General features: G+C 57.7%; 16 protein-coding genes. All 16 read left to right on the top strand.

Features of this window, described 5'->3' with window-relative positions; translation table 11 throughout:
* Positions 1-5: 5 nt before the first annotated feature.
* Positions 6-191, top strand: coding sequence for a 50S ribosomal protein L28 (rpmB, locus tag LKE23_RS03140; RefSeq protein ID WP_003713527.1), 186 nt, complete (start codon positions 6-8; stop codon positions 189-191).
* A gap of 195 nt (positions 192-386) precedes the next feature.
* Positions 387-749 carry an Asp23/Gls24 family envelope stress response protein gene (locus LKE23_RS03135; protein ID WP_267201715.1) on the top strand — a complete coding sequence of 121 codons (363 nt, stop codon included), beginning with the start codon at positions 387-389 and terminating at the stop codon, positions 747-749.
* A gap of 20 nt (positions 750-769) precedes the next feature.
* Positions 770-2,470, top strand: coding sequence for a DAK2 domain-containing protein (locus LKE23_RS03130; RefSeq protein ID WP_291978042.1), 1,701 nt, complete (start codon positions 770-772; stop codon positions 2,468-2,470).
* A gap of 83 nt (positions 2,471-2,553) precedes the next feature.
* Positions 2,554-4,590: an ATP-dependent DNA helicase RecG gene (gene recG / locus LKE23_RS03125; protein ID WP_291978041.1), complete on the top strand. Its 2,037-nt coding sequence runs from the start codon at positions 2,554-2,556 to the stop codon at positions 4,588-4,590.
* A gap of 15 nt (positions 4,591-4,605) precedes the next feature.
* The gene (gene plsX, locus LKE23_RS03120) at positions 4,606-5,637 is read left to right on the top strand and encodes a phosphate acyltransferase PlsX (protein WP_291978040.1); all 1,032 of its coding nucleotides are present in this window, start codon (positions 4,606-4,608) and stop codon (positions 5,635-5,637) included.
* Between the two features lie 36 nt (positions 5,638-5,673).
* Positions 5,674-5,925, top strand: coding sequence for an acyl carrier protein (gene acpP, locus LKE23_RS03115; RefSeq protein WP_267201710.1), 252 nt, complete (start codon positions 5,674-5,676; stop codon positions 5,923-5,925).
* Positions 5,926-6,045: 120 nt separating this feature from the next.
* Positions 6,046-6,744, top strand: coding sequence for a ribonuclease III (gene rnc / locus LKE23_RS03110; protein ID WP_291978039.1), 699 nt, complete (start codon positions 6,046-6,048; stop codon positions 6,742-6,744).
* Between the two features lie 26 nt (positions 6,745-6,770).
* Positions 6,771-10,325, top strand: a complete 3,555-nt coding sequence (gene smc / locus LKE23_RS03105) for a chromosome segregation protein SMC (RefSeq protein ID WP_291978038.1) — start codon at positions 6,771-6,773, stop codon at positions 10,323-10,325.
* Positions 10,326-10,350: 25 nt separating this feature from the next.
* Positions 10,351-11,784: a signal recognition particle-docking protein FtsY gene (gene ftsY / locus LKE23_RS03100; RefSeq protein WP_291978037.1), complete on the top strand. Its 1,434-nt coding sequence runs from the start codon at positions 10,351-10,353 to the stop codon at positions 11,782-11,784.
* Between the two features lie 10 nt (positions 11,785-11,794).
* Positions 11,795-12,136, top strand: a complete 342-nt coding sequence (locus tag LKE23_RS03095; protein ID WP_291978036.1) for a putative DNA-binding protein — start codon at positions 11,795-11,797, stop codon at positions 12,134-12,136.
* The gene (gene ffh, locus LKE23_RS03090) at positions 12,137-13,582 is read left to right on the top strand and encodes a signal recognition particle protein (protein ID WP_291978035.1); all 1,446 of its coding nucleotides are present in this window, start codon (positions 12,137-12,139) and stop codon (positions 13,580-13,582) included. It begins immediately after the preceding gene.
* Positions 13,583-13,681: 99 nt separating this feature from the next.
* Positions 13,682-13,960, top strand: coding sequence for a 30S ribosomal protein S16 (gene rpsP, locus LKE23_RS03085; protein WP_267201700.1), 279 nt, complete (start codon positions 13,682-13,684; stop codon positions 13,958-13,960).
* Between the two features lie 12 nt (positions 13,961-13,972).
* Positions 13,973-14,233, top strand: coding sequence for a KH domain-containing protein (locus LKE23_RS03080; RefSeq protein ID WP_291978034.1), 261 nt, complete (start codon positions 13,973-13,975; stop codon positions 14,231-14,233).
* 56 nt (positions 14,234-14,289) lie between these two features.
* On the top strand, positions 14,290-14,799 hold the full coding sequence (gene rimM, locus LKE23_RS03075) for a ribosome maturation factor RimM (protein WP_291978033.1): 510 nt from the start codon (positions 14,290-14,292) through the stop codon (positions 14,797-14,799).
* Positions 14,799-15,557, top strand: coding sequence for a tRNA (guanosine(37)-N1)-methyltransferase TrmD (gene trmD / locus LKE23_RS03070; RefSeq protein WP_291978032.1), 759 nt, complete (start codon positions 14,799-14,801; stop codon positions 15,555-15,557). The genes rimM and trmD overlap by 1 nt, the downstream gene beginning before the upstream one ends.
* Positions 15,558-15,567: 10 nt before the next feature.
* Entirely contained in the window at positions 15,568-17,001 is a 1,434-nt protein-coding gene (locus tag LKE23_RS03065) for an APC family permease (RefSeq protein WP_291978031.1), read from the top strand.
* The last annotated feature ends 113 nt before the right edge of the window (positions 17,002-17,114 follow it).

Here is a 17,114-nt window from a genome sequence, read left to right as displayed (position 1 = left end):
CACCAATGGCTAAAGATTTTATCAACGGTAAACGGACACGCTTCGGTAACAAGCGTTCCCACGCCCTTAACTCAAGTCGTCGCAGCTGGAAGCCAAACTTGCAAAAGGTAACCATTCTGGTTAACGGCAAGCCGAAGAAGGTTTACGTTTCAGCACGTACACTGAAGTCCGGTAAAGTGACTCGGGTTTAATTTAACAAAAATAATGCCGTCCAGTTTTGGGCGGCTTATTTTTTAAGAAAGTGATTAACCCCGTTAACTAACCACCGAGAAAGACTTTCTTTTTGAATTTGCCGTGCTATGGTATGATGGTGGTAGCTTTAATGATGACTTAGAAATGCAGCAGCGCTAAAATAGTGCTGATGATCTTAAAAGGAGGCCATGACAATGGCAGTAAAGATTAAAACCAAGGCGGGCACGATTGATATCGACAACGACGTGATTTCAACGGTTGTTGGCGGTGCCGCCACTGATAACTATGGGGTTGTCGGCATGGCAAGCCGAAACCCGGTCCGCGACGGGGTTAACCAAATCCTCGGCCGCGAAAACTTCAACAAGGGGGTCGTGGTTCGGCAACAGGACAACGGCATCGTTGTGGAAGTGAACATTATCGTCAGCTACGGGACGAAGATCTCTGAGGTTTCGAAGAGCGTCCAAGCAAAGGTAAAGTACAACCTGGAGTCAATGCTCGGCATCACGGCCGATGCGGTCAATGTCTGTGTCCAGGGTGTTCGTTCAATGGAAGACTAGTGGATACGGAGGAAATTTAATTGGCTGTCACAGAAATTACGAATCTTGAATTTGGCAAGATGGTCCAAGCGGCCGCTGATAAGCTGAACAAGAACGCCGAATTCATTAACTCATTAAACGTTTTCCCAGTTCCCGATGGCGATACGGGGACCAACATGGCTTCTTCAATGGCCAGTGGTGCCAAGTACGAGCGGGCAGAGAACAGCACTGCGGTCGGTGATTTGAGTGCCGCCCTGGCAAAGGGACTGCTGATGGGTGCCCGGGGCAACTCCGGGGTGATCCTGTCACAGATCTTCCGTGGCTTTGCCAAAGCCACGACCGGCCTGGACAAGCTGTCCGCCCAGGACTTCGTTGACGCCTACGCCAATGGTGCCAAGACGGCTTACAAGGCCGTGATGAAGCCGACCGAGGGGACAATCCTGACGGTGGTTCGTGAATCCGCCCAGGTGGGGATGGATGAAGTCAAGAAGACCAACGACCTGACCAAGATTATCCACGCAATCTACGAGGCCAGCGACAAGGCCCTGCAGACGACCCCGGACCTCCTGCCGGTCTTAAAGGAAGTCGGCGTGGTTGACTCCGGTGGGCAGGGACTCGTCTTCGTTCTTCAGGCCTTTGATGAGGCATTGAGCGGCAAGGTCGACAAGTCCGAGGACTACCGACCGGACAACGCCGAGGTCGACGAAATGGTCAACGCCCTGGATCACCAGAGCGTCCAGGGCAAGCTCGACCCGAAGGACATCAAGTACACCTACTGCACCCAGATGCTGGTCCGGATTGGCAAGGGCAAGCAGGTGACCCGTAAGTTTGACTACGACACCTTCTACAACTACCTGGCCAAGATGGGTGATAGCCTCCTGGTGATCAACGACGATTCCGTGGTTCGGGTCCACGTCCACACCGAACACCCTGGGAAGGTTCTGACCTGGGGACAGGAATTCGGTGACCTGCAGACCATCGAAATTCATAACATGGTTTGGCAGCAGGAAGAGATCATGGAGCACGACGATGAGGATGACGAGGAAGAAACGCCAGTCGAAAAGGCCAAGGAAGAAACTGCCGCTCCAGAAACGGCAGTGATTGCCGTGGCCTCTGGTGATGGGATTGCCAAGCTGCTCAAGAGCCTTGGCGTGACCCACGTCATCAGCGGTGGGCAGACCATGAACCCAAGCACCCAGGACATCACCGATGCCATCAACGAGAGTGGTGCCAAGCAGGCCCTGGTGCTGCCGGATAACGGCAACATCTTCATGACCGCTGACCAGGCGGCTGAGGTGGCCGAGATTCCTACCAAGGTTGTCCACACCAAGACGATTGCTCAGGCGATGAGTGCACTGCTGGAATATAATCCGGAATCATCAATCGATGAGAACCAGCAGAACATGGAGGCCAACATGACCACGGTCGCCAGCGGTGAGGTGACCCACGCCATTCGGGACACCAAGATCGATGGCCGGGAGATCCACAAGGACGACTACCTGGGAATCGTGGATGGCAAGATCGTCGAGGCCGACAGTGACCTGACGGAAACGGCAATCAAGATGGTCAAGCAGATGCTGGACGAGGATAGCGAAATCGTGACGATCCTGGTCGGTCAGGACGGTGACCAAAAGACCGCGGAGACGATCAAGGATGCCGTGGCCGCAGTCGACGACGAGCTTGATATTCAGATCTACGATGGTGGCCAGCCGGTCTACCCATACCTGATCTCCGTTGAATAGTAATTAAAACAAACATGAACGGGGCCGTGACGAAGGCTGATTTGTCACGGCCCTTTGCCACATCCTGGTGGGGGGTGAAAACGATGAAAAGCTTGCAGGATTCGGTAGAAAAGCTCAAGGGCGTCGGGAAGAAGCGGGTGGCCGACCTGGCAACCCTCGGGATTGACACGATTGAAGATCTTCTGACCTACTACCCGAATCGGTACAACGATTTGCGGCCGGCCGATCTGTCGACCGCCAAGGACAAACAAAAGATTACCCTGCACGGCCGGGTCGTTTCCGAGCCCCTCCTGACCCACTTCGGCTACCGGCGCAGTCGACTGAGCTTTCGCCTCCAGGTCGACCAGGAGGTGGTCATGGTGACCTTCTTCAACCAACCCTACCTGGCGAAACAGGTGCAACTGGATGGCCAGGTGACGGTAATGGGCAAGTGGGACGCACGGCGCCGCCAGGTTACGGCTAACCGCCTGACCACCGCGGCTCCCGAAGCCAGCAACGACTTTGGCGCCGTCTACCCGGTCAACAAGCACGTCAAGCAGGGGATGCTGCGGAGCCTAATCCGCCAGGCCTATGAGGAATACCAAAACGTGATTCCGACCCTGCTCCCCCAGACGCTGCGCCAGCGCTACCGCCTGCTGGACCGCCGGGAGATGCTGGCGGGAATGCACTTCCCTAAGGACGCCGGCCAGGCCCAGGCGGCGCGGCGAACCGCTGCCTACGAGGAGTTCTTCCTCTTTCAGCTGCGCCTGCAGGCCATTCGTCAGGCCCAGCGCCAGGAGGATGGTTTGCGGATCCTCTACCACAACGATGAGGTCAAGGAATTTATCAGTGGGATCGGCTTTGAACTGACCAATGCCCAGAAGCGGGTGGTCAATGAAATCTGTGCCGATCTGCGCCGCCCCTACCAGATGAACCGGCTTCTCCAGGGGGACGTCGGCTCGGGGAAGACGATCGTGGCGGCGATTGCGATTTACGCGACGATTACCGCCGGCTACCAGGCCGCGCTGATGGCCCCCACCGAAATTCTGGCGGCCCAGCACGCCGAAAAGCTGGCCAAGGTCTTTGAAAACACGCCGGTGCACATCGGCCTCTTGACGGGGTCCCTGACCGCAAAGCAGCACGCTCAGCTGCGGGACGCCATCAAGCGGGGAGACGTTAACTTGATCATCGGGACCCACGCCCTGATCCAGGAGGATGTCGAATACGCCAACCTCGGCCTGGCGATCACCGATGAGCAGCACCGTTTTGGGGTCAACCAGCGCCAGCAGCTCCGCGAGAAGGGCGATCATCCCGACGTGCTGGCGATGACGGCGACCCCGATCCCGCGGACCCTGGCGATCACGGCCTACGGTGAAATGGACGTCTCAGTGATCGATGAGCTGCCGGCGGGCCGCAAGCCAATCAAGACCAAGTGGTTTAAGGTCGACAAGCAAAACGAGGCCCTGCACTTCCTGCGCGAACAATTAGCCGCGGGAGCCCAGGCCTACGTGGTCAGCCCGTTGATCGAGGAGTCGGAGGCCTTGGACGTCCAAAACGCGACCGACCTCTACGAGCAGCTGGCCAAGTACTTTGGCGACGATTACCAAGTGGGCCTCCTTCACGGCCGGATGAGCGGCGACGAAAAGGACCAGGTAATGCGCGAATTCCAGGAGAAAAAGCTCCAGGTCCTGGTTTCGACCACGGTGATTGAGGTCGGGGTCGACAACCCCAACGCCACCGTGATGATTATTTATAATGCGGACCGCTTCGGCCTGGCTCAATTGCACCAGCTGCGGGGTCGGGTTGGCCGTGGTGACCGGCAGAGCTACTGTCTCCTGCTGGCCGATCCCAAGACCGACGAGGGCAAGGCCCGGATGCAAACGATGGTGGAGACCAACGACGGCTTCAAGGTGGCCGAAAAAGACCTTGAGCTGCGGGGCTCCGGTGACGTCCTCGGCAACAAGCAGTCCGGTCTGCCGGACTTCAAGGTTGGTGACCCGGTGGGGGACATCAAGATGCTCCAGATTGCGCGCAATGATGCCGAGCAGCTCTTGAAGACACCCCACTGGGACGATGTTGACGATAACCAGCCGCTGGTCCTCTACTTAAAGCGGCACCAGCTGGAAACGCACTTCGATTAAAGGAGAGATTAATTTATGAAAATTGCTGTAGATGCGATGGGTGGCGACAACGCCCCCAAGGTAATTGTGGAAGGCGTTGAGCAGGCCCGGGACCTTTATCCGGACCTGGAATTTGACCTGTACGGCGACCCCGCCCAGGTGAAACCGCTGATTCAAAATGACGACCGGCTGACGGTGATCGCCACCAGTGATGACATCACGATGGGTGAAGAGCCGGTCCGGGCCATCCGGCGCAAGAAGGACTCGTCAATCGTCCGGGCGGCCAGGGCCGTCAAGAAGGGCGAAGCCGACGCCTTCTTCTCCGCCGGCAACACCGGTGCGGTTCTCGCGGCCGGGATCTTTATCGTCGGCCGGGTCAAGGGAATCGACCGGCCCGGGCTGACCAGCGTCCTGCCAATCGCCCAGCCGGGGGCCAGCCGACACAACTTTGTTTACTTAGACACCGGTGCCAATGCCGAAAGCAAGGAGAAAAACCTGGTCCAGTACGCCTACCTGGGCAAGTTTTACTCCGAAAACGTCCTCGGGGTGGCCAACCCACGGATCGGTCTGCTTAACAACGGGGCCGAAGAGGATAAGGGTGACACCCTCCACAAGGCCGTTTGGCAGCAGCTCAATTCCAAGGACGACCTCAACTTCATCGGAAACATCGAGTCCGGGGACCTGCTCTTCGGCAAGGCCGACGTCGTGGTGAGCGATGGCTGGACCGCCAATGCCGCCCTCAAGGCCACCGAGGGAACCGCCAAGATGATGCTGAAATTGATCAAGCACGGCATCCTGCACGGTGGCCTGCGCGCCAAGCTGGGCTACCTGCTGCTCAAGCCGGTCTTCCACCAGATCGGCCAGACGATGAACACCTCCACTTATGGCGGGGCGGTCCTGCTGGGGCTCAAGGCGCCGGTGGTGAAGACCCACGGGGCCTCCGATGCGCTGGCGGTCAAGAACACGATCGGCCAGATCCACACGATGCTTTCAACCGGCGTGATTGAGAAGACGGTGGATTTCTTTACTAACAATCCAGAAGTGGACAATCAAGGTAAAAACGCATAAAATAAGAGAGTATTTTGTAAAGCGAGGTTAATTAAGATGGCTGATAATAGACGGAAGGAAATCTTCGATAAGGTTTCTGAAATTGTGGCCGACCACTTTGACGTTGATCGGGCCAAGATTACCGATGACTTGAACTTGAAGACGGATCTGGACGCCGACTCGATTGACTTTGTTGAGTTTGTCCTGGAACTGGAGGACACCTTCAACGAGGAGATCGATGATGACGAGGCCGAAAAGCTCAGCACCATTGGTGAAGTGGTTGACTACATCGAAGAGCACACAAACTAATTCTGAAAGCTCCCATTTTGCGGAGCTTTTTCGTTTTAAATGCCTGACCAATCGCACTTGGTCTAGTATAATAGGGAAGAATTAGCTGATTTAATCTCGAAAAGGAAGGGAATTTATTTTATGATCAACGAACTGCAAGACTACTTGGCCAAGGAATTTGATATTCATTTTGATGATCCGAGTCTGCTGGCCGAAGCCTTCACCCAGGCTTCCTACGTCAATGAGCACCCGCATCAAAACCTGAAGTTCTACGAGCGGATCGAATTTCTTGGCGACGCTGTGTTGGAATTGATTGTTTCCGAATACATCTACAAGCGCTACCCAGAGCTGCCCCAGGGCAAATTGACCCGGCTGCGGGCCGCCATGGTCTGCGAGGACAGCTTCTCCAAGTTTGCCAAGGAATGTCACTTTGACCAGTACATCCGCCTAGGCAAGGGAGAGGAGAAGGCCGGTGCCCGGCAGCGGCCTGGCCTGCTCTGTGACATCTTCGAATCCTTTATCGGGGCCCTCTACCTCGACCAGGGACGGCCGGCCGTGGAAAAGTTTGTTCGTCGGGTGATCTTCCCGAAGCTTGACATGGGTTGGTTCGACCACGCCGTTGATGCCAAGACCAGCCTGCAGGAATTCCTGCAGCGCAACGGGGACGTCAAGATTGAGTACCACCTGTTAGACGAGAGCGGGACGGAAAACGACCCGGCCTTCCACGTCAACGTGACGGCGGACGGCAAGGTCCTGGCTGAGGGCCGCGGCTCCTCTAAGAAACACGCCGAGATGGAAGCAGCTTCGGCAGCACTGGATCAGTTACGCAAGCAAAAATAAGCAAGACGAGTGAGTGAACGCAACCAATGCAATTATTGTCTTTAACGTTAGACGGTTTTAAGTCCTTTGCCCAGAAGACCACCATCAAGTTCGAGCCGGGGATGACCGGCATCATCGGGCCCAACGGCAGCGGCAAGAGCAACATCATCGAGGCCATCCGCTGGGTGATGGGCGAGCAGTCTGCCCGACAGCTGCGGGGCGACAAGATGGCCGACGTGATTTTCAACGGGGCGGCGGATCGCAAGCCGCTGAACCGGGCGGTCGTTTCGATCACCCTGGACAACAGCGACCACTACCTGGCCAGCGACTATACCGAATTGACGATCACCCGCAAGCTTTATCGCAACGGTGACAGTGAGTACCTGATCAACAACTCTCAGGTGCGGCTCAAGGACATCACCGACCTCTTCATCGACTCGGGCCTGGGCCGTGAATCGTTTTCGATTATTTCTCAGGGGCGAGTGGCGGCAATCTTCAACGGGAAACCGATTGACCGCCGTGGAATCATCGAGACGGTCGCCGGGGTCGCCAAGTACAAGAAGAACAAGGAGGCCGCCGAGAAGCGGCTGGACGACACGATGGACAACCTGAACCGGGTCAACGACATCATCAGCGAGCTCAGCAAGCAGCTGGAACCGCTGGAGGACGAGAGCGCCCTGGCTCAGGACTACCTAGAACAAAAGAAGCAGTTTGACGTCCTGGACCGGACGCAGACGGTTCGTCAGTACGATGCCCAGCATCAACGGCTGGACAAGCTTCAGGCCAAGGAAAAGCAGGCCCAGCAATTGGCGGCCGATTACCGGGCCCAGCAGGAAAAACTGGCGCACCGGTTGGCGGCCCTTAAGAAGCAGCGGGCGGAATTGTTGCGGCAAAAGGACGCCAACCAGCAGACGATTCTGCAACAAACCGAGCAGATCGCCCAGCTGACCAACCAGCAGTCCGTTTCGTCGATCAAGCGTGACCAGCAAAAGGCCGAGCAGGCCCGGCTGGAGAAGCAGGCGGCGGACCTCGCCAAGGAACTGGCGGTGGCCAAGCGCGACCAGGACGCCCAGGCCGACCAGCTGCGGCACCATCAGCAGGACGTGGCTCAGCACCAGAAGGAATACGAACAGGCCCAGCAGATGAGCGGCTCGGAGCGAATTCAGGCCTTGAACGCCCAGCTGGCCCAGCGCCGGGACGATCAGATCAGCCTGATGCAGGAACTGACCACGGTTCACAACCAGCAGACCTTCTTGAAGCGTAGCCACGAACAAAGCCTTAGCCAGCAGGAGCAAAGCACCACCGACTTGAAGGCTAAGCAACAGCAGCGAACTGCCATCAACCAGCAGGTCAAGGACAATCAAGCCCAGTTAGCGGCGGCCGCCGAAAAGCTGAGCCAGCTCCAAACGGCCGTCCAGCAGGCTAATCAGAACCTGGCCAAGACCGGCCAAGACTACCAGCAGGCGCAGCGTTCCTGGTACGAGGCCCTGGGGGATGTTCGTTCCACCACGGCCCGGATCAAGAGCTACCAGTCGATGAGCGCGGAATATGCCGGTTACTATCAGGGCGTGCGAACGGTCCTGCAGCACCGTCAGAACTTCCCCGGCCTGGCTGGCTCGGTGAGTGAGCTCTTTGACGTTCCAGCCCAGTTGACGACGGCAATTGAAACCGTCCTGGGCAGCCAGCTTCAGCAGCTGGTGGTTGATCGTCAGGCGACCGGGAAGCAGATCATCAACTACCTGGTTCGCACCCGGGGTGGTCGGGCAACGATCCTACCGCTGGATACCCTGGTGCAGCGGCGGCCGAGTGCCGCCTGGCCCCAGGTTTCCAAAATGCCGGGCGTCGTTGGTCTAGCGGTGGACCTGATTAAGTTCGCCCCCCAGTATCGCCCGGTTGCCAACTACCTCCTGGGGAGTACGGTGTTGGCTGATAACCTGGACCATGCGACGGCAATTTCCCGCGCGGGCCACCACCAACTGCGGGTGGTGACCCTCGATGGGCAATTGATCAACGCCAGTGGATCGATGACCGGTGGGGCCAATCGTCAGCAGCGGCGGGGCCTTCTGAGTCAGAAGCAGGTCGGCAGCCAGCTGCAGGATCTGCTTGCCAAGCAGCAGCAGCAGGTCCAAGAATTGGAGCGCCGGGTTGCCCAGCTGAAGACCCAGCAGGAGCAGGACCAGCAACAGGCCACCGTCCTGCAGGACCAGTTGCACACGGCCCAGGTCGACTACCGAACGGCTCAGTCACAGTCCGCGGTACTCAAGGAACAGGCCCAGACGCTGGCAAGCCAGGTCCAGGCCCTGCAATCCCAAACCGATCAACAGGACAGCCAATCGAAGAATTACCAAGCGCGGGCCGACCAGCTTGACCGCCAGGCGGCCCAGGTTGAAACGCGCCAGCAGGCGGTCAAGGCTGAGATCAGCCGCTTGACCGAGCAGATCCACGAGCTTGAGACCGATGCCTCGGCGCAAAACGAGCAGCTGCACCAGATGGAGCAGTGGCTGGCCGTGGCGGCCGAACGCCAGCAGCAGTTTGAGCGCCAGCAGCGCCAGGCCAACGAGCAGGTGGCGCGTTTGCGGGAACAGCACCAGCAGACGCAAGACCAATTGCAGGCCTTAAAGGATGCGCTGATCGGTCACCATTCGGCCGGGACTGATATCGCGGCCAAGCTTGCCACGGCAAAGGATGCACTAGCGACCGCTAAGCAAGCCGGCACCCAGCTTGATGACCGGCTTAGCCAAAGCGAGGGTCAGCTGACGGATGCCGAAGGGCAGCATGACCGGATTCGGGGCCTTCAGGAGGTCGCCACCAATGATGCTGGTGATCTCCAAGCCCAGCGGATCCGCTGCGAAGGAACGTTGGATCAGCTGCTCAACCACCTGAGTGAGCAGTACGAGATGACGATTACTGAAGCCCGCCAGGACCTGAGTGAACTGGCTGATGACCAGTTAGCCCGCCAGCTCAAGCTCTTGCGGCGTGGCCTGGCGGAACTGGGTGACGTCAACGTGGGCGCCATTGCTGAGTACCAACGGGTAAAGGAACACTACGACTTCCTGAAGGGCCAGCAGGACGACCTGCTGGCTGCCCGCAAGCAGCTCAATGCGACGATGAACGAGATGGATAGCCAGGTGGCCACTCGGTTCCGCAGTACCTTTAACCAGGTATCCGCGGCCTTTGACGAGACCTTCCGTCAGATCTTTGGCGGCGGTCAGGCCAAGCTGGTGTTGACCGATCCCCACGATATTCTGACGAGCGGGATCGATATCATGGCCCAGCCACCGGGCAAGAAGAACCAGCAGTTGAGTCTTCTGTCGGGTGGTGAACGGGCCCTGACCGCGATCACCCTGCTATTCGCGATCCTGAAGGTGCGGCCGGTGCCGTTTGCCATTCTTGACGAACCCGAGGCGGCCCTGGACGAGGTGAACGTACAGCGCTTTGCCCGTTATCTCAACCGCTTCGGCAAGACCGGCCCGCAATTCATCGTGATCACGCACCGTAAGGGAACCATGATGGGGGCCGACGTCCTGTATGGGGTTACCATGCAGGAGTCCGGCGTCTCGAAGATGGTCTCCGTGGACGTGGTCGACACCCTAAACCAATAAAAAGAAACGAAAAGAGGGATCCTTAATGGGATTATTTGATATTTTCCGGCGTCACAAGAAGGAGGAACAGGCCACCAGCCCGGCCGAATCGGCAGCGGATCAGCCGGCCAGTTCGACGCCTTCCGAAACGCCTGCTAGCAGTCAGCCAAGTGTCCCGGCCAGCCAAGCGCCGGTCCAGTCGACGGCCCCAACTGTTAGCAGCCAACCGACAAATCCAACGCAATCGACGACACCGGTAGAGAGTGCTCAGCCAACGATGCCTGCCAGTCAAGCTAGTCAGGCGACCGCACCTGCTCCGGTATCAAGCGAGCCGGCCGAAAGCGAACCTGCAAAGGAACCGGTTGCCAGCAGTCAGCCGAGTGCTCCGACCAGCGTTGCTCCAGAATCGGACTCGTCGACCAGTGTCGAACAGGAGTCCGAAGCACCTGCCAGTCAGGACGCGACGCCAACAGAGCCAGAGTCCATGGCTAGTGAGGATCAGCAAGCACAGAGCAGCGCGCCGGAAGAAACGGAAGCGGCAACCGAGCAGAAGTATGACCGGGGACTGGAGAAGTCGCGGACCGGCTTCGGTGCCCGCCTCAACCGGTTCCTGGCCAACTTCCGCCACGTTGACGAGGACTTCTTCGATGACCTGGAAGATATGCTGATCGAATCCGACGTCGGCTACGACATGGCGATGAAGCTCAGTGATGAGCTGCGCGAAGAGGTTAAGCTGGAGAATGCCAAGACCAAGCAGCAGGTTTCTAACGTCATCATCGAGAAGATGGTTGAACTCTACGATGCGGCTGGCAAGGACGAGAATGCCGACCTCAACATGGCAAAGTCGGGCCCGACCGTCATCATGTTCGTTGGGGTCAACGGGGCCGGCAAGACGACCACGATCGGTAAGATGGCCGCCCTCTTCAAGAAGCAGGGCAAGAAGGTCCTGCTGGCGGCGGCCGACACGTTCCGGGCCGGGGCAACCGAGCAATTGGACGTCTGGGCCAAGCGTGACGGCGTCGACATCGTGACCGGTCCCGAGAACGGGGACCCGGCCGCGGTGGTCTTCGATGCGGTTCAAAAGGCCAAGAAGGAAGACTACGACATTCTCTTCGTTGATACGGCCGGCCGGCTGCAGAACAAGGTCAACCTGATGAAGGAGTTGGCCAAGATGAAGCGGATCCTGACCCGGGAGATTCCGGACGCGCCCCACGAGGTCCTGTTAGTTCTGGACGCCACGACCGGGCAGAACGCCCTGAACCAGGCTAAGCTCTTCAAGGAGAGCACCGACGTCACCGGAATTGTCCTGACCAAGCTCGACGGGACCGCCCGTGGTGGGATCGTCCTGGCGATCAGAAATGAGCTCCACCTGCCGGTTAAGTACGTTGGCCTGGGTGAACAGGTGGATGACCTGCAGAAGTTCAACGCCAGTGACTTTGTCTACGGTCTTTTCAAGGGCCTGGTCGAAGTCGACGAGTAGGTGAAGACGAATGGAAATCGAAAAAAACTACCGAATCAATTCGCTGTTTGAGTTTTACCAGCCGCTGCTGACGAAGAAGCAAAACGAGTACATGGACCTCTACTACGGTAATGACTACTCGCTGGGCGAAATCGCCGAAAACTTCAGCGTTAGTCGCCAGGCGGTCTACGACAACATTAAGCGGACCGAAAACATCCTGGAGGGGTACGAGAAAAAGCTTCACCTCTACGCGGAGTTCGTAGCCCGCAACAAGCAGGCCGATGAGATTCAACAGTACGTACGCGCACACTATCCGGATGACCAGCACTTAAACGAATTGGTTGGTCACCTGGAAAGCTTGGAGGAAGAATAAATGGCATTTGAAGGATTAACAGAGCGCCTGCAAAAGGCGATGGAAAAGTTACGGCGCAAGCCCAAGGTGACCGAGGCCGACCTGCGGGAGACGATGCGGGAAATCCGCCTGGCCCTCCTGGAAGCCGACGTTAACTTCAAGGTGGTCAAGGACTTTGTCAAGAAGGTCCGGGAAGAGGCCGCCGGGGCCGAGGTCTTAAAGGGCTTAAACCCGGCTCAGCAGATCGTTAAGATCGTGAACGACCAATTGACCCAACTGATGGGTGAAGAGGCCGTGCCACTGAACAAGGCCGCTCACATTCCAACCGTCATCATGATGGTCGGGCTCCAGGGGGCCGGGAAGACCACGACGGCCGGCAAACTGGCCCTGCGGTTGAAGAATGAGGAACACGCCCGGCCAATGTTCATCGCGGCCGATGTTTACCGGCCGGCTGCCATCACCCAGCTGCAGCAGGTTGCCAAGCAGATTGACGTGCCGGTCTTTGAAAAGGGGACCGACGTTGATCCGGTGGAGATCGTCCGCGAGGGGATGGAAGTTGCCAAGCAGAACCACAACGACTACGTGATCATCGATACGGCCGGGCGGCTCCAGATTGACGAGCAGCTGATGGACGAGCTGGCCAACATCAAGGAACTGGTTCACCCGGACGAAATCCTGCTGGTCATCGATGCCATGACCGGGCAGAACGCTGTCAACACTGCCCAGGGCTTTGACGACAAGCTCGACATCACCGGGGTAGTCCTGACCAAGCTCGACGGGGACACCCGTGGTGGGGCCGCCATGTCGATCCGTGCCGTCACCGGCAAGCCGATCAAGTTCGTCGGTGAAGGGGAAAAGATGGAGGACTTAGACGTCTTCCACCCCGACCGGATGGCTTCGCGGATCCTCGGTATGGGGGACATGATGACCCTGATCGAGAAGGCCCAGAAGAACTTCGACGAGGAACAGGCCCAGGAAACGATGGACAAGATGCGGGAGAATTCGTTTGACTACAACGACTTCCTCGCCCAGATGGACCAGGTCACCAAGATGGGTCCGCTGGAGAACGTCCTCAAGATGATGCCGGGGATGGCCAATAACCCGGCCCTAAAGAACGTCAACCTGGATCCAAAGCAGTTTGCCCACATCCGTGCGATCGTCCTCTCAATGACGCCGGAGGAGCGGGAGAACCCCGACCTGATGAATCCGAGTCGGCGTCGTCGTTTGGCCGCTGGTTCCGGCCGGCCGATCGTCGAGGTCAACCGGATGATCAAGCAGTTCAACCAGATGCGCAAGATGATGAAGCAGGTCACCAACGGGAACATGAACGGCATGCAAAATCTCTTTGGCGGCCAGATGCCGGGCGGCAAGATGGGCGAGATGGCGATGAACCGAATGGCCCGCAAGATGAAGAAGGACAAGCAAAAGCGGATCAAGAAACTCCGCAAGCTGCGCAAAAAGCATTAATTTGAAGAAAATTTGCGACTGTCAAGAAAAACTACTTTACATTCTATTTGAAGACTGGTATATTATTATCTGTTAAAAGAAATCAGGGAGGTGCAAAGAATGTCCGTTAAAATTCGTTTAAAGCGCATGGGTTCCAAGAAGCGTCCTTTCTACCGGATTGTTGTCGCTGACTCACGTTCCCCACGTGATGGTCGTTTCATCACTGCATTAGGTACTTACAACCCATTAACTACTCCAAAGGAAGTTAAGTTCGACGAAGACGCCGTTATGGATTGGCTGCAAAAGGGTGCACAACCTTCTGACACTGTTCGTAACATGCTGCAAAAGGCCGGCGTTATGAAGAAGTTCCACGAAGCTAAGTACGCCGCAAAGAAGTAGTGATGACTGGTCATGGCTGAGACTGATATAGAGGCATTGATTCGTAGTTTGGTAACCCCGCTTTTGAAACATCCGGAGGCGCTGTCGATTACTGAGTCTGAGAGCAGCCGCTTCAGACAGTATACAGTTGACGTTGCCCCGGCTGATGTTGGCCGCTTGATTGGCCGACAGGGACATGTGGCGGCAGCGCTACGGACGGTCGTTGAGGGCGCGCGTTCTCGACGGTCGAACTCTAAAAAAGTCCGGTTGCTGATCAATGATCATCGCCATTAAATAAAAAACTCCCACACTTACCTGTGGGAGTTTTTGGCTTTTTCAGGAGGAAAATTATGGAATTTTATAACGTTGGCAAGATTGTCAACACGCACGGCATCCGCGGCGAGGTCCGCGTGATGGCGACCACCGATTTTGTGGAGGAACGTTTTGCTGCTGGTGAGACCCTCTACCTGCAGCAGGCCGCCGGTGAACCGCTGGCCCTGACGGTGGAGAGTGCCCGTCCACACAAGGGCTTCATCCTGGTCAAATTCAAGGACTATGACAACATCAATGACGTCCAGGGCTTTCGCAACCGGGAGCTGCTGGTGAGCGCAGAAGATCAGCAGCCCCTAGAGGACGGTCAGTATTATTACCACCAGATCATCGGCCTCAAGGTCAAGACGGTCGAGGGAAGAGAGCTCGGCACGATCAAGGAGATCCTTTCACCCGGGGCCAACGACGTCTGGGTGGTCAAGCGAAGCGGCAAGCAGGACCTTTTGCTGCCGGTGATTGATGATGTTGTCAAGACGGTCGACCTCGAGAACGGCGAGGTCATCGTGGAATTAATGGAAGGACTAGAATAGTGCGAATTGATATTTTAAGTTTGTTCCCGGACATGTTTCAGGCAACCCTCGGGGAGTCGATCGTGGGTCGGGCCCAGGACAGCGGCTTCTTGGACATCCAGGTGACGGATTTTCGCAAGTACACGACGGATAAGCACAACCACGTTGACGATGCGCCATTTGGCGGCGGGGCCGGGATGCTTCTCCAGCCCCAGCCGATCTTTGACGCCATGGCGGCCGTCCAAGAGGAGACCAAGGACACCTATCCAAAGGGCCGGGTGATTCTGATGGATCCGGCCGGGCGGCGCTTTGACCAGGACTATGCCCAGGAGCTGGCGATGGAGGACCACCTGACCTTCATCTGCGGCCATTACGAGGGCTATGACGAACGGATTCGCCACCTGGTAACCGACGAGGCCTCCCTGGGGGATTACGTCCTGACCGGCGGGGAACTGGCGGCAATGGTGATGATCGACGCCACCGTCCGCTTCGTTCCCGGCGTACTGGGCAACCAGTCCTCCCCGATGGGCGACTCCTTTAGCAATGGCCTGCTGGAATATCCGCAGTACACGCGGCCGGCAGACTTTCGGGGGATGAAGGTGCCTGAGGTCTTGACCAGCGGTAACCACCAAAAGATTCGTGAATGGCGGATGAAGGAATCGCTGCGGCGGACCCTCCACCGGCGCCCGGACCTCCTTGAGACCGCCAAACTAACCCGGGAGCAGGAGCTGATGTTAGAAGACATCAAGCTCGAAGAAGACCCGGACGTGCCGGATTAGTGGTGAGCCGATGAAAAAGTTATTAGAACGCTTACTATGGAAGCAGGATCCCAACGTCTACATGGCCAAGGATTCCAAGCTGACGCCGAGCCTGCGGACGATTGACTTGATCGGCCTGGGAACTGGAATGGTGGTTGGGACCGCCATCTTCACCCTGCCGGGGATCGTTGCCGCCGAGCACACCGGCCCGGCCGTTCCGCTGGCCTTCATCGTCGCGGCGATCGGGGCGGGGCTGTCGGCCCTGGCTTATGCCGAGACCTCGTCGGTGCTGCCCTTTGCCGGCTCGGCCTTCTCCTGGATCAACGTCCTCTTCGGCGAATTCTTTGGCTGGATCGCCGGCTGGGCGCTACTGGCCGAGTACTTCATCTCGGTGGCCTTCGTCGCCTCGGGCTGGTCGGCCTACATGCAGGGCTTTTTAGGTAGCTTGGGGATTCGATTGCCTAAGGCCCTGACCGGTGGCTTTGACCCGGCCCACGGCTCCTACGTCGACATCCTGGCCGCTCTGGCGATCTTGGTGGTCGGAATCCTAATTTCGCGGGGACTGCACCAGGTTAGCCGGATCGAAAACACGATCGTGGCGATCAAGTTGCTGGTGATCCTGATGTTCATCGTCGTCGGGGCGACGGAGATTCAGGCGAAAAACTACGTGCCGTTTATCCCGCCACACCGGCCGGGAACGACCTTCGGGGGATGGCAGGGGATCCTTGCCGGAACCGCCCAGATCTTCATCGCCTACGTCGGCTTCGACGCGATTGCGGCCAACACCGCCGAGACGCGAAACCCGCAGAAGACGATGCCGCGGGGGCTGATCGGGACCCTGGTACTGGGGACCGGCTTCTTCATCGCCGTCTCCCTGGTGCTGGTGGGGATGTTCAAGTACAGCCGCTACGCCAATAACGCCGAACCGGCCGCCTGGGCGCTGCGTCACTCCGGCCACTACCTGACGGCCAACCTGCTGTCGGTGGTGGCGATCATCGGGATCTTCTCGGCACTGATTGCCATCCTGCTGGCCTCGTCCCGGCTGATCTACGCTTTTGGGCGGGACGGCCTCCTGCCCAAGACCCTGGGGATAATCGATGACCGGCACGTGCCGAACCACGCCCTCTGGCTGATCACCTTTCTGGCGATGATCCTCGGCTCGGTCTTCCCCTTTACCTTCCTGGCGACGCTGGTTTCGGCGGGGACCCTGGTGGCCTTCATTTTCGTTTCGCTGGGAATTTACGCCCTGCGGCCACGGGAGGGGAAGGACCTGCCGGAGGCCCAGTTCAAGATGCCGTGGTATCCGGTCCTGCCAGCGGTTTCGGCCATCTTCTCGGCCGTCATCTTCTGGGGGCTGAACATCGACGCCAAGATCCTGATGGTGGGCTGGTTTGCGATCGGGCTTATCATTTACTTTGCCTACGGGCTGCGCCATTCGATCATTAACCAGGAACACCAAAAATAGGCCTTGCATCAAAGAGCAAAAGCTAGTATAGTAGTTATTGGCTGTTTAGCCATTAATAACGGTATTCCGCTGCCCCAGCAGGGACATGAATGTCGGCGAAAGGAAAGAAAATA

The sequence above is a fragment of the Limosilactobacillus sp. genome, assembly GCF_022482365.1.
In the GTDB taxonomy this organism is placed as follows: domain Bacteria; phylum Bacillota; class Bacilli; order Lactobacillales; family Lactobacillaceae; genus Limosilactobacillus.
Note: the sequence above shows the minus strand (reverse complement) of the source record. Positions and strands in the feature narration are given on the sequence as shown.

Excerpts from the sequence above, each read along its gene's own strand:
- rpmB (WP_003713527.1), top strand. The coding sequence starts at position 6 with ATGGCTAAAGATTTTATCAACGGTAAACGGACACGCTTCGGTAACAAG.
- ftsY (WP_291978037.1), top strand. The coding sequence starts at position 10,351 with ATGGGATTATTTGATATTTTCCGGCGTCACAAGAAGGAGGAACAGGCC.
- LKE23_RS03095 (WP_291978036.1), top strand. The coding sequence starts at position 11,795 with ATGGAAATCGAAAAAAACTACCGAATCAATTCGCTGTTTGAGTTTTAC.
- rpsP (WP_267201700.1), top strand. The coding sequence starts at position 13,682 with ATGTCCGTTAAAATTCGTTTAAAGCGCATGGGTTCCAAGAAGCGTCCT.
- ffh (WP_291978035.1), top strand. The coding sequence starts at position 12,137 with ATGGCATTTGAAGGATTAACAGAGCGCCTGCAAAAGGCGATGGAAAAG.
- smc (WP_291978038.1), top strand. The coding sequence starts at position 6,771 with ATGCAATTATTGTCTTTAACGTTAGACGGTTTTAAGTCCTTTGCCCAG.
- acpP (WP_267201710.1), top strand. The coding sequence starts at position 5,674 with ATGGCTGATAATAGACGGAAGGAAATCTTCGATAAGGTTTCTGAAATT.
- recG (WP_291978041.1), top strand. The coding sequence starts at position 2,554 with ATGAAAAGCTTGCAGGATTCGGTAGAAAAGCTCAAGGGCGTCGGGAAG.
- rimM (WP_291978033.1), top strand. The coding sequence starts at position 14,290 with ATGGAATTTTATAACGTTGGCAAGATTGTCAACACGCACGGCATCCGC.
- LKE23_RS03080 (WP_291978034.1), top strand. The coding sequence starts at position 13,973 with ATGGCTGAGACTGATATAGAGGCATTGATTCGTAGTTTGGTAACCCCG.
- plsX (WP_291978040.1), top strand. The coding sequence starts at position 4,606 with ATGAAAATTGCTGTAGATGCGATGGGTGGCGACAACGCCCCCAAGGTA.
- LKE23_RS03135 (WP_267201715.1), top strand. The coding sequence starts at position 387 with ATGGCAGTAAAGATTAAAACCAAGGCGGGCACGATTGATATCGACAAC.
- rnc (WP_291978039.1), top strand. The coding sequence starts at position 6,046 with ATGATCAACGAACTGCAAGACTACTTGGCCAAGGAATTTGATATTCAT.
- LKE23_RS03065 (WP_291978031.1), top strand. The coding sequence starts at position 15,568 with ATGAAAAAGTTATTAGAACGCTTACTATGGAAGCAGGATCCCAACGTC.